Source organism: Streptomyces virginiae (genome assembly GCF_000720455.1).
In the GTDB taxonomy this organism is placed as follows: Bacteria; Actinomycetota; Actinomycetes; order Streptomycetales; family Streptomycetaceae; genus Streptomyces; species Streptomyces virginiae.
The window spans coordinates 36544-48810 of record NZ_JOAK01000018.1 but is presented as its reverse complement, the minus strand read 5'-3'; the positions used below and the strand labels follow the sequence as shown (position 1 = coordinate 48810).

The 12267-nt window shown below is 73.1% G+C and carries 11 protein-coding genes; 7 read left to right on the top strand and 4 right to left on the bottom strand.

Annotation, left to right across the window (positions count from 1 at the left end; genetic code table 11):
* Positions 1-7: 7 nt before the first annotated feature.
* From IG86_RS0124945 to IG86_RS0124930, 4 genes are all read left to right on the top strand, one after another.
* Entirely contained in the window at positions 8-2449 is a 2442-nt protein-coding gene (locus IG86_RS0124945) for a Tex family protein (RefSeq protein ID WP_030899794.1), read from the top strand.
* A 304-nt stretch (positions 2450-2753) separates the two neighbouring features.
* Entirely contained in the window at positions 2754-3254 is a 501-nt protein-coding gene (locus tag IG86_RS0124940; RefSeq protein WP_030825761.1) for an ImmA/IrrE family metallo-endopeptidase, read from the top strand.
* Positions 3244-4431 carry an MAB_1171c family putative transporter gene (locus tag IG86_RS0124935; RefSeq protein WP_030899791.1) on the top strand — a complete coding sequence of 396 codons (1188 nt, stop codon included), beginning with the start codon at positions 3244-3246 and terminating at the stop codon, positions 4429-4431. The genes IG86_RS0124940 and IG86_RS0124935 overlap by 11 nt, the downstream gene beginning before the upstream one ends.
* Entirely contained in the window at positions 4428-5207 is a 780-nt protein-coding gene (locus IG86_RS0124930) for an SDR family NAD(P)-dependent oxidoreductase (RefSeq protein ID WP_030899788.1), read from the top strand. The genes IG86_RS0124935 and IG86_RS0124930 overlap by 4 nt, the downstream gene beginning before the upstream one ends.
* Positions 5208-5222: 15 nt before the next feature.
* Here IG86_RS0124930 and abc-f read toward each other — a convergent pair whose 3' ends face one another.
* The gene (abc-f, locus tag IG86_RS0124925; protein WP_030825770.1) at positions 5223-6860 is read right to left on the bottom strand and encodes a ribosomal protection-like ABC-F family protein; all 1638 of its coding nucleotides are present in this window, start codon (positions 6858-6860) and stop codon (positions 5223-5225) included.
* A 154-nt stretch (positions 6861-7014) separates the two neighbouring features.
* Between abc-f and IG86_RS0124920 the strand changes: the two genes are divergently transcribed.
* Complete coding sequence (locus IG86_RS0124920) at positions 7015-7641, top strand: DJ-1/PfpI family protein (protein WP_030899784.1); 627 nt, start codon at positions 7015-7017, stop codon at positions 7639-7641.
* A 19-nt stretch (positions 7642-7660) separates the two neighbouring features.
* Here IG86_RS0124920 and IG86_RS0124915 read toward each other — a convergent pair whose 3' ends face one another.
* On the bottom strand, positions 7661-8413 hold the full coding sequence (locus tag IG86_RS0124915; RefSeq protein ID WP_030899781.1) for an enoyl-CoA hydratase/isomerase family protein: 753 nt from the start codon (positions 8411-8413) through the stop codon (positions 7661-7663).
* 171 nt (positions 8414-8584) lie between these two features.
* On the opposite strand from IG86_RS0124915, the gene IG86_RS0124910 reads away from it, so the two are divergent.
* Both IG86_RS0124910 and IG86_RS0124905 read left to right on the top strand, forming a co-directional pair.
* The gene (locus IG86_RS0124910; RefSeq protein WP_037848704.1) at positions 8585-9196 is read left to right on the top strand and encodes an HdeD family acid-resistance protein; all 612 of its coding nucleotides are present in this window, start codon (positions 8585-8587) and stop codon (positions 9194-9196) included.
* A 94-nt stretch (positions 9197-9290) separates the two neighbouring features.
* Positions 9291-9821, top strand: a complete 531-nt coding sequence (locus tag IG86_RS0124905) for an ATP-binding protein (protein ID WP_030825778.1) — start codon at positions 9291-9293, stop codon at positions 9819-9821.
* Between the two features lie 52 nt (positions 9822-9873).
* On the opposite strand, the gene idi is transcribed toward IG86_RS0124905, so the two are convergent.
* Both idi and IG86_RS0124895 read right to left on the bottom strand, forming a co-directional pair.
* Positions 9874-10473 carry an isopentenyl-diphosphate Delta-isomerase gene (idi, locus tag IG86_RS0124900; protein ID WP_030899773.1) on the bottom strand — a complete coding sequence of 200 codons (600 nt, stop codon included), beginning with the start codon at positions 10471-10473 and terminating at the stop codon, positions 9874-9876.
* Between the two features lie 148 nt (positions 10474-10621).
* On the bottom strand, positions 10622-11932 hold the full coding sequence (locus tag IG86_RS0124895; RefSeq protein WP_030899770.1) for a bifunctional class I SAM-dependent methyltransferase/N-acetyltransferase: 1311 nt from the start codon (positions 11930-11932) through the stop codon (positions 10622-10624).
* Positions 11933-12267 lie beyond the last annotated feature (335 nt).

The window sequence follows — 12267 nt, the reverse complement described above, 5'->3', positions numbered from 1 at the left end:
CCCGATCGTGACGATGTCCATCGAAGGCAGGATCGCCGAGGAGCTCGGCGTACGGGAGCGGCAGGTCAAGGCGGCCGTCGAGCTGCTCGACGGCGGCTCCACCGTGCCGTTCATCGCGCGCTACCGCAAGGAAGCGACCGAGATGCTCGACGACGCCCAGCTGCGCACCCTGGAGGAGCGGCTGAGGTATCTGCGCGAGCTGGAGGACCGGCGCGCGGCGATCCTGGACTCCGTGCGGGAGCAGGGCAAGCTCGACGCCGAGCTGGAGGCCCGGATCAACGCGGCCGACACCAAGGCGCGCCTGGAGGACATCTACCTCCCCTTCAAGCCCAAGCGCCGCACCAAGGCGCAGATCGCCCGCGAGGCCGGTCTGGAACCCCTCGCGGACGGCCTGCTCGCCGACCCGTCGGTGGAACCGGCCGCCGCGGCGGCCGCGTTCGTCGACGCCGCCAAGGGCGTCGCCGACCCGGCCGCCGCCCTGGAGGGCGCCCGCGCCATCCTCACCGAGCGGTTCGCCGAGGACGCCGACCTGATCGGCGAGCTCCGCGAGCGCATGTGGGGCCGCGGCCGGCTCGCCGCGAAGGTCCGCGAGGGCAAGGAGGAGGCCGGCGCCAAGTTCGCCGACTACTTCGACTTCGCCGAGCCGTTCACCGCGCTGCCCTCGCACCGCGTACTCGCCATGCTGCGCGGCGAGAAGGAGGACGTCCTCGACCTCAACCTGGAGCCCGAGGCCCCCGAGGACGCGGACACCCCCGGCCCCTCCGCGTACGAGGTCATGATCGCGCGCCGTTTCGGCATCGCCGCCCCCTCGCAACACAGCCGGCCCGGCGACAAGTGGCTCGCGGACACGGTCCGCTGGTGCTGGCGCACCAAGGTCCAGGTGCACCTCGGCATCGACCTGCGGATGCGGCTGCGCCAGGCCGCCGAGGACGAGGCCGTACGGGTCTTCGCGTCGAACCTGCGCGACCTGCTGCTCGCGGCGCCCGCCGGCACCCGGGCCACCCTCGGTCTCGACCCGGGCTTCCGCACCGGTGTGAAGGTCGCCGTCGTGGACGCCACCGGCAAGGTCGTGGCCACCGACGTGATCTACCCGCACGTGCCCGCCAACAAGTGGGACGAGTCCCTGGCGAAGCTGGCCCGCCTCGCGAAGGAGCACGCGGTCGAGCTGGTCGCCATCGGCAACGGCACCGCGTCCCGGGAGACCGACAAGCTGGCCGGGGACCTGATCTCCCGCCACCCCGACCTCGGGCTCACCAAGGTGATGGTCTCGGAGGCGGGCGCCTCCGTGTACTCGGCCTCCGCCTTCGCCTCGCAGGAACTGCCCGGCATGGACGTGTCGCTCCGCGGCGCCGTCTCCATCGCCCGCCGCCTCCAGGACCCGCTGGCCGAACTGGTCAAGATCGACCCGAAGTCCATCGGCGTCGGCCAGTACCAGCACGACCTGTCCGAGGTGAAGCTGTCCCGCTCCCTCGACGCCGTGGTCGAGGACTGTGTGAACGGCGTCGGCGTCGACGTCAACACCGCCTCCGCGCCCCTGCTCTCGCGGGTCTCCGGCATCAGCGGGACCCTCGCCGAGAACATCGTCGCCCACCGCGACGCCAACGGCCCCTTCCGCAACCGCAAGGGCCTCAAGGACGTGGCCCGCCTCGGCCCCAAGGCGTACGAGCAGTGCGCCGGCTTCCTGCGCATCCGCGGCGGGGACGACCCGCTGGACGCCTCCGCCGTGCACCCCGAGGCCTACCCGGTGGTCCGGGCGATGGGCAAGACGGCGGGCGGCGAGGTGGCGGCGCTCATCGGCAACACCGGCGTCCTGCGCTCCCTGCGGCCCGAGCAGTTCGTCACCGAGGCCTTCGGTCTGCCCACGGTGACCGACATCCTGCGTGAGCTGGAGAAGCCGGGCCGCGACCCGCGCCCCGCCTTCAAGACGGCGAGCTTCAAGGAGGGCGTCGAGAAGATCGGCGACCTGGCCCCCGGGATGATCCTGGAGGGCGTCGTCACCAACGTGGCCGCCTTCGGCGCCTTCATCGACATCGGCGTCCACCAGGACGGTCTGGCGCACGTCTCCGCGCTGTCGAAGACCTTCGTCAAGGACCCCCGGGACGTGGTCAAGCCGGGCGACATCGTCCGCGTCAAGGTCATGGACGTGGACATCCCGCGCAAGCGGATCTCGCTGACCCTGCGGCTGGAGGACGAGGCCGGGGCGGAACGCGGCGCCGGCGCGCCGCGGCAGCGCGACGAGCGGCGCGGCGGCGGCCGTCCCCCGCAGCAGCGCGGCGGTGCGGGCGGCCAGGGCGGCGGCGGCCGCAACCAGGGCGAACGCGGCCAGGGCCAGGGCGGCGGCCAGGGCCGGCGGCAGGGGGGCGGCGCACCCGCCCCCGCGAACAGCGCCATGGCCGACGCCCTGCGCCGGGCCGGTCTCACCGCCCCCGAGGAGCGCCGCAAGCGGTGACCGGGGCGTCGTGGGCGTGCGGGAGGGGTCCCGTACGCCCGGGGGCGGCCTCCGGCCACCCGGCGCGTGAGGATCTTCGTACGTGATGGCCGAATAGGTTCCCCACCTGGGGACTTTCCTTGCCAACTCGCGTACAAGATCTGTAGGCATGGTGGAACGCCCGTTCGTCACCCGGCGGACGGGCGTCCGTGTTTCCTCCCTCAGGACCGCATTCCCCGTGGCCGCCTTGAAGGCACAGGACGTCATGCCCATGCCCACACACGCCTACCGACGCTGCCCCGGAAAGGGTCCGAAGAGGGATCACATGCCCCACCGGCAACTCAGCATTCGCAAAAGGTGCGAGAACATTCTCGGCCATCTGGATCTGACCCACCCGTTCTCCCTCGACGTCCTGTGCGCACGGATGGCCGAGCAGCGCGGCCGCCCCATCCGGCTCCATCCGCTCCCCAAGGAGGCGGCGGAATCCGGGGTCTGCGGCCTGTGGGTGGGCACGGCCAGCGTCGACTACGTCTTCTACGAGGCCCAGACCACCCCGCTGCACCGCGAGCACATCGTCCTCCACGAGCTCGGCCACATCCTCTTCGGGCACAACTCGCTGGAGGGCGAGGACACCGACGGCAGCGCCCCCGTCGTGCTCGGACGCACCAACTACACCACCCGCCAGGAGCAGGAGGCGGAGATGCTCGCCAGCATGATCCGCATCCGCACCGCGAACGCCGGCCCGCGCACCCCCGCCCGGGACCGGGGCACCCTGGCCCGGCTGGAGTCCGCCATGGGCTACGAGCGGGGCACCGATGGCGGCTGACCTGACCGACTTCGGCAACTGGCTCGCCGTCCCGAGCGTGGTGTGCCTGTGGGCCGCCGTCCTGCTGCGCGCCCCGGGCGCCCTGCGCTCGCCCCAGCAGCGCGGGCTGTGGCTGGCCGTCGCGACCGCCGCCGCCGCGATGACCCTGAACCTGCCGGACGTCGTCGCCCGGGCGATGGACCGGGGCGCGGCCCACGCCCACACCATCGGCCTCGTCCGCAACCTCATCGGGGTGCTGTCGGCGGGCGCCGTGCTCTACTTCGTCGCCGCCGCCACCCGCGGCCGCCGCCTCCAAATCGCCTCCTGCGCCGCCACCGTGGCCTGGCTGACCGCCCTCGTGGCCCTGGACGCCGCCGCGCCCGGCCACGGCACGCACACCATGCCCCCGGTCGGCGACCCGGTGCCGTCCCTCGCGTACTGGCTCGTGCTGATCTCGGCCCACGTCATCGCCAACACCGTCTGCGTGGGCCTGTGCTGGCGCTACAGCCGGCGCACCGAGAGCCGTGGTCTGGCGGCCGGCCTGAGCCTCTTCGGCCTCGGCACCGCGCTCGCCGGACTGTTCTGGCTGGCCTACCTGGCCAAGGCACTGTTCGCCAGCACCTGGGCGATGCCCGCCCTCCCGCTGCTGATGAACCTGCACGGCCTGCTGCGCGCCGCCGCGATCCTCGTGCCCACCCTGTTCACGCTCCGCCGCACCTTCGCCGACATCGCCACCGCCTGGCGGCTGTGGCCGCTGTGGCGCGACCTGGTCGAGGCGGTCCCGCACGTCGCCCTCAACAAGCCGAGGAGCTCCCGGGTTGCGGAACTGCTGTGGCCGCCGGTCCAGCGCGACCTGCTGGTCTACCGCAAGGTCATCGAGACGCGCGACGCCATCCTGATCCTGGGGGAGTACGCCCGCCCCGGAGCCCTGGAGCAGGCCCGCGGCCACGTCGCCGGCCACGGGATCCCCGAGCAGCGGCGCACCGCGGCCGCGCTGGCCCGCGTACTGAAGGACGCCCGGCGGGCCAAGCTCGCCGGACTGCCCGGGCAGGCGGGCGAGGCGGCCGCGCTGGAACTGCCCGCGGCCATCCAGAGTTCGAACGAAGGCGGGGACCTGGCGGACGAGGCCCGGTTCCTCGTCGACGTCGCCGAGGCCTACACCTCGCCGGCCACCACCGAGGAAGTGAACGCGTCGTGACCACCGTACTGATCACCGGAGCAAGCGCCGGACTGGGCGCGGCCTTCGCCCGAGGATTCGCCGCCAAGGGCTGCGACCTGGTCCTCGTCGCCCGCGACAAGGACCGGCTCGACGCCGTCGCCGGCGCACTGGCCCGCGAGTACGGCACCGCCTCCGAGGTGCTGCCCGCCGACCTGCTGGACCCGGCGGACCTCGACGCGGTCGCCGAACGGCTCGCCGACCGCGCCCGGCCCGTGGACATCCTGGTCAACAACGCGGGCTTCGGGCTCCCGGCGCCCTTCCCCTACAGCCCGGTCGAGGACGAGGAGCGGATGCTCGACCTCCTCGTCAAGGTCCCGCTGCGGCTCACCCACGCCGCGCTGCCCGGCCTGCGCGCACGCCGCCACGGGGCCGTCGTCAACGTCTCCTCGGTGGCCGGACTGCTGCCCACGGGCACCTACGGGGCCGCCAAGGCCTGGATCACCGCCTTCAGCGAGTCCCTCCGGGTGGACATGGAGCCCCACAACGTCCGGGTCCTGGCCGTCGTCCCCGGCTTCACCCGCACCGAGTTCCAGGAACGCGCCGGGATGGACGTCAGCGCGCTGCGCGACGCGGTCTGGCTCGAGCCGGCGGCCGTGGTCGAGCAGGCGCTCAAGGACCTGGCCCTGCGCCGCCCGGTCAGCATCACCGGCCGGCGCTACCAGGCCTACGCCCTCGCCGTCCGCCACCTCCCGCGCACCTTCGTCGCCCGGAAACTGGCCCGCAGGCGCCGCCCCCCGGCCGACCTGGACGCATGACCGCCCAGGCCGCCGCTACAGCTCGGTGACCCTGCCCGCCGAGACCTGCAGGCGGCGGGTCACGTGGACCGCGTCGAGCATCCTGCGGTCGTGCGTGACCAGCAGGAGGGTGCCCTCGTAGGACTCCAGGGCGGACTCCAGCTGCTCGATCGCCGGCAGGTCGAGGTGGTTGGTCGGCTCGTCCAGGACCAGCAGGTTCACCCCGCGGCCCTGCAGCAGGGCGAGGGCGGCGCGGGTGCGCTCGCCGGGGGAGAGGGTCGCCGCCGGGCGCAGGACGTGGGCCGCCTTCAGGCCGAACTTGGCCAGCAGCGTGCGCACTTCGGCGGGCTCGGTGTCGGGCACCGCCGCGCAGAACGCCTCCAGCAGGGGCTCGTCGCCGAGGAACAGGCCGCGCGCCTGGTCGACCTCGCCGACCAGGACGCCGGAGCCGAGGGTGGCGGAGCCGGAGTCCGGGGCCAGCCGGCCCAGGAGCACGGCGAGGAGGGTGGACTTGCCGGCGCCGTTGGCACCGGTGATCGCCACCCGGTCCGCCCAGTCGATCTGCAGGCTGGCCGGACCGAAGGCGAAGTCCCCGCGCTTGACGACCGCCTCGCGCAGGGTGGCCACCACGGAGCCCGAGCGCGGGGCGGCCGCGATCTCCATGCGCAGTTCCCACTCCTTGCGGGGCTCCTCGACGACCTCCAGCCGCTCGATCGCACGCTGCGTCTGGCGGGCCTTGGCGGCCTGCTTCTCGCTGGACTCGCCGCGCAGCGCTTTGCCGATCTTGTCGTTGTCGGTGGTCTTGCGGCGGGCGTTGCGCACGCCCTTGTCCATCCAGTTGCGCTGCATCTGGGCCCGGCCCTCAAGGGCGGACTTCTTGTCCGCGTACTCCTCGTACTCCTCGCGGGCGTGGCCGCGGGCCCGCTCGCGCTCCTCCAGGTAGGAGTCGTAGCCGCCGCCGTAGAGGTTGATCTGCTGCTGCGCCAGGTCGAGTTCGAGCACCTTGGTGACGGTCCGCGTCAGGAACTCGCGGTCGTGGCTGATCACGACGGTGCCGGCGCGCAGCCCCTTGACGAACCGCTCCAGCCGTTCCAGACCGTCCAGGTCCAGGTCGTTGGTCGGCTCGTCGAGCAGGAAGACGTCGTAGCGCGAGAGCAGGAGCGAGGCCAGGCCCGCACGGGCCGCCTGGCCGCCGGAGAGCGCCGTCATCGGAAGGTCCAGGCCGACCGCGAGACCCAGCTCGTCGGCCACCTCCTGGGCGCGTTCGTCCAGATCGGCGCCGCCGAGGTCCAGCCACCGGTCGAGCGCCGTCGCGTACGCGTCGTCGGCGCCGGGCGTGCCGTCCACCAGGCCCTGCGTCGCCGCGTCGAGTTCCGCCTGGGCGGTGGCCACACCCGTACGCCGGGCCAGGAACTCCCGGACCGACTCCTCGGGCCGGCGCTCCGGCTCCTGCGGGAGGTGGCCGACCGCGGCGGTGGGCGGCGAGAGCCGCAGCTCCCCGGTCTCGGGGGTGTCCAGCCCGGCGAGCAGGCGCAGCAGGGTCGACTTCCCGGCGCCGTTCACGCCGACGAGACCGATGACGTCACCGGGCGCGACGACGAGGTCGAGATCGGCGAACAGGGTGCGCTCACCGTGCGCGGCGGTGAGCTTCTTGGCGACGAGGGTTGCAGTCATGATGAGGCCGATCCTATCGGCGCGCAGGACCGGCCCCGGCTGGCGGCGAGCCTGTGGTCACCCGGTGCGGTCGCGTGAACACGGTACGTTTTCACGGGCCGGTGCGGGGGGTGCAGGGACCGGGCCGCAGCCGTTCGACCGCTCCGGAGGAGCCATGCAGATCGCCGTACTGCTCTACGACCGCTTCACAGCCCTCGACGCCGTCGGCCCGTTCGACACCCTCGGCCGGCTGACCGACGCCGAGGTCGTCTTCGTCTCCGAGCGGCCCGGGCCCGTGCGCACCGACAACGGGGCGCTCGCACTCGTCGCGGACAAGGGGCTCGACGAGGTCACCCGCCCCGACATCGTCCTCGTGCCCGGCGGGCCGCACCCCGAAGTGGAGATGGCCAATCCGGTGGTCATGGACTGGCTGCGCACCGTCGACGCCACCACCACCTGGACCACCTCGGTGTGCACCGGATCCCTGCTGCTGGCCTCCGCCGGGCTCCTGGAGGGACGTCGGGCCACCAGCCACTGGCTGTACCTGGACCGGCTGCCGAAGCTCGGTGCCGAGCCCACCGGCGAGCGCGTGGTGTTCGACGGGAAGTACGTGACCGCCGCCGGGGTCTCCTCCGGGATCGACATGGGACTCACCCTGCTCGGCCGCATCGCGGGAGACGACTTCGCCCGGGCCGTGCAGCTGATGACCGAGTACGACCCCCAGCCGCCCTACGACGCAGGCTCGCCCGAGAAGGCCCCGGCCGCCCTCGTCGCGCGGCTGCGGGGGGACGACACCCCCTAGGCCGTGGCCCGCCCCGTCGTCACGGCGTCCACGTGAAGCGCGGAGCCCGGCGCTCCAGGAACGCGGCGACCCCCTCGGCGGTGTCGTCGCTCCCGGCGGCCTGCGACTCCCAGTGGCCGTCGCGGTCGGTGCGGCCGTCCGCGAACTCCTTGGCCGCCGCCTGCGTCAGCTGCGAGCGGACGGCCAGGACCCTCGTGAACTCGGCCACCCGCTTGTCCAGCTCACCGGCCGGCAGCAGCTCGTTCAGGAAGCCGGCGCGCAGCGCCTGCTCGGCCCCGATCAGCTCCGCGGAGAAGAGGAGGTACTTGGCCCAGGCCGGCCCCACCAGGGAGGTGAGCCGGCGCGTGGAGGACGCCGGGTAGACGATGCCCAGCTTCGCCGGGGTCACCCCGAAGGACGCCCCCTCCTCGGCGAAGCGCAGGTCGCAGGCGGCCGCCAGCTGGCTGCCGCCGCCCACGCAGAACCCGCGGATCGCCGCCAGCGTCGGCTTCGGGAAGGCGGCAAGGGCCTCCTCCGCCGCGACGGCCAGGGCCCGCGGGTCGTCGTCCCCGGTGAGGGAGGAGATGTCGGCGCCCGCGCAGAAGGTCGGCCCGGCCCCGGTCAGGACGAGCACCCGTACGGCCGGGTCGCCCGCCAGGCCGTCCAGCAGCCCGGGGAGCGCCCGCCACATCGCGGCGGTCATGGCGTTGCGCTTGGCGGGGTGCGAGACGACGACGGTGGCGACCCCGTCGGAGACCGTGTGCAGGAGGGTTGCGTCCTGGGCTGCGTCCATGCGCCGGATGCTATCCCGGGCGGTGAATCCTATGATCAAGGGAGTCCGCCGGGGGGCGTCGGGGGTGCGAGGAGGTGGCACGTCCATGGGCGCAGACCGTGCGCAGCGCACCGCGGCGCGAACCGGGAACCGCAGCGTGAGAAGACGAAGGTCAACCGCGGCTTCGGACTGATGGCCGTGCTCGGGGTCCTCCTCGTGCTGGCAGGCCTGGTCGGTCTCGTCTACACGGGCCTGGCCACGCTCACCTCGATGTTCCTCTTCGGCTGGCTGCTGCTCATCGGCGGCGTGGTCGGTCTGGTGCAGGCGGTGCAGTCGCGCGGGAGCAGTTACTTCTGGCTGGCCGTCATCGTCGCCGCGATCAACATCGCGGCGGGCTTCGTGATCCTGCGCCGCCCCGAGGCGAGCGCCGAGGCGCTGACCATGTTCGCGGCCCTGCTCTTCCTCACCGGGGGACTGTTCCGGCTGGTCGGCGCACTGGTGGTGCGCGGAGCCAACTTCGGTCTCGCGCTCGTCCAGGGCGCCTTCGGCGTGCTGCTGGGCTTCCTGATCCTCTCCAACTGGCCGGGCAACAGTCTGTACGTGATCGGAACCTTCTTCTCGCTCGCCCTGCTGTTCGACGGCCTGAGCCTCATCGCCATGGGCATGGGGGCGCGGCGCATCCTGGGCTTGGTCAGGGAAGACGAGGCGGGGACGGCGGCGGGGACGGAGACCGGCGTCGCGCGGGGGACGGGCGAGGCGGCCGAGAAGCGTCCGGAAGAAGATCAGGAACAGACCAACAACTGACGCTGTCATAAGCCAGCGGTCAGAAAGTGTCCGATTGGCGCTGACTTCTGGTCAGCAGTCCGGCCCGGACCCACCCCTTCCCCACTCTTGTCGCGTGGAGACGATCGAGCGTGAAGACGGGGGCCGGAAGATGGACGCCAGCGGGAGCGGCCCACAAGCCGAGGAGGGGGCGCCGGTGGCCCCGGCCGGCCCCCTCGCCTACGAGGGCGTGTGGAGGTTCACCGCTCCCGCAGTAGAAGAATCCGTTCCGCAGGCCCGCCGGGCCGTCCGGGACCTGCTCGGGCGCCAGGGGGTGCCGGCCCATCAGGACCTCGTGTACTCCCTGCTCCTGATCGTCTCCGAACTCGTGACGAACTCGGTCCGGCACGCCGCCCTGCTCTCGCCGGAGGTCGCGGTCGAAGTCGCGATCGGCCGCGAGTGGGTCCGCGTGGCCGTCGAGGACAACCACCCCTACCGCCCCAAGGCCCTGGAGGCCGACTTCGGCCAGACCGGCGGCCGCGGCCTGCTGCTCGTCCGGGAGATCACCCTGGAGTCCGGCGGGGTCTGCGACGTCGAGCACACCTCGACCGGCGGCAAGGTCATCTGGGCGGCCCTCCCGCTCGCCACCCCGCCGACCGTCCGCTGAGCGGCGGACGGCGGGGTGGCGAGCGGCGGGGGAGACGGGGACGGCCTACGGGCTACCAGCCCGCCGCGTCGCCGGTCAGCTCGCGGATCGCGGGCCGCGCCGCGTCGAGCACGGTCATGAACCAGGCCGAGAACGGCACTTCGGCATGCCGCTTCGCCAGCTCCTCGGCGGTGACGAAGGCGGTGTCCTCGACCTCTTCCGGATCGGGCCGCACGGCAGCCTGCGCAAGTCCCACGAACAGGTGATTGAACTCCTGCTCCACGAGCCCCGACGCGGGGTCCGGGTGGTTGTAGCGCACCGTTCCCGCCTGCGCGAGCAGCGACGGCGACAGCCCCAGCTCCTCGTGGGTCCGCCGGGCCGCCGCCGCGAACGGGGACTCCCCGGGGTACGGGTGGCCGCAACAGGTGTTCGACCAGACGCCCGGCGAGTGGTACTTCCCGAGGGCCCGCCGCTGGAGCAGCAGACGGCCCTGCTCGTCGAACAGGAACACGGAGAACGCCCGGTGCAGCTGCCCGGGCGCCTGATGGGCGGAGAGCTTCTCCGCCGTGCCGATGGTGTTCCCGGACTCGTCGACCAGTTCGAGCATGATCGGTTCTTGAGTACCGGTGCCGTTGGACGCGCTGTTCGCGGCGGTGGCTGGTGTGGTCGGCATACCCATCCTTCGCTTCGGACTTCGGCCTTCAGTCTGCCGTACAAAAGAGGCTTGTCCCCACTTCGGAGATCCGCGCATGTCCGCCCCCCGTCGCGTGCTAGGCCCTGGGCGACGGGGGGCGGATCACGTCACGTACCGCTCACGCGCGTCAGACTCCGAACGGGGCCGGATACGCGATCGTGCCCGCCGGGACCGGGACGGAACCGTCCAGCACCAGCGCCATCACGGCCTCGTCCGCAACCTCGAAGGGCGCCCGGATCCCGAACCGCGACGCCGCCGTGAAACCGAAGCGCGGGTAGTAGGACGGGTGCCCCAGGACCAGCACCAGCGATTCGCCCCGCTCCCGGGCCGCCGCCAGCAGGGCCCGTACGACCGCACTGCCCGCCCCCGAGCGCTGGTGCGCCGGATCGACGGCCACCGGGGCCAGCGCGAGCGCCGGGGCGCCGCCGACCTCGCACCGGGTGAGCAGGGCGTGCGCCGCGACCGACCCGTCGGGGGCCTCGGCCACGTACGACAGCCCCGGCAGCCAGGAGCCGTCCGTGCGCAGGGCGTCCACGAGATCCGCCTCCAGCGGGGTCTCGAAGGCCGCCAGGTTGACCGCCCGTACGGCGGCCGTGTCGGCGGCGGTCTCCGGCCGGGCCGGCCAGGCGCCGCCGTCACCGGCCTCCACCGGGCGCAGGACGTAGCCCGTGTACCCGTACTCGTGCCCGTGACGGGCCCGTACGTCGAGCTCCTCGCGGGTGGCGGCCAGGGCCCGCGCCATCGCGGGGGAGGCCCCGCCGGTACGGGCGCGGACCCGCTCGGCGAGCGGACCGTAGTACTCGTCCCAGTCGGAACCGGGCAGCGGGTGCACGCCGAGGACCCGGTAGCCGGCGGCCTGGGCGGCCGCGAGGTTGCCGGCGGTGGAGCGCAGCGGGTAGTGGGCGTCCCAGAAGGCGCGTGCGCCGGCGGACGGCTCCGCGGCCGTCCACTCGCACTCGGTCAGTACGAGCGTGCCGCCCGGGGCGAGCAGCCGCTTCCACCGCGCGAGCGCGGTGTCGAATCCCAGGATGTATGCGGAGCCCTCCGCCCAGACGAGGTCGAAGGAGCCGTCCCCGGCCTCCTCGGCGGGCAGCGCGGCCATGTCCGCCTCGACGGTGCGGATCCGGTCGGCGAGCCCGCGGGCCGTGGCGGCCGCGCGGAGCTCGTCGAGGAAGGGGGCGTGCAGGTCGACGGCGGTCACCTCGGCGCCGCCGTGGCCGGAGCCGCCCGCCTCGGCCGCGAGGAGCAGTGCGCTGCGGCCCGGACCGCAGCCCAGGTCGAGGACGCGGGGCCGCTCGGGCAGGGGTCCGCACAGGGACAGCAGACGGCGGGTGCTCGCGTCGGAGCCGGGAGCCTGCCGGGGCAGTCCGTGGTGAAGGGAGAAGAACGCCTCGGTGGCGTCGTCGATGGTGCCGGTGAAATCGGTGTCGTCGGTCAACGTGAACCCTTGGAAAAGGGGCTCCGGCCGATCTGGGGGTCCCCGCGGCGCACGCCGGGGGACGGTGGATCAGGCCCGGCCGGTCGCCCGGGGGGAAGTGGGGATGCACCGGAGTTCGCAGCGCTCGGCCGCGACCACTGCGACGGTCATCAACCCACCTCTTTCCACTCGACACCTTCAGGGGCGTGTCCACCGTAACATCCACGCCGTTTGTGGTACCGCGCCGTGATCACCGATGATGATCGCGACCCCGCCCGGAGCCCGGATATCCGGCTTGTCGGGGCGTGAACGGGTGATGAACCCCTGCTTCCATTCATCCGATAGCCTCAGCCGAC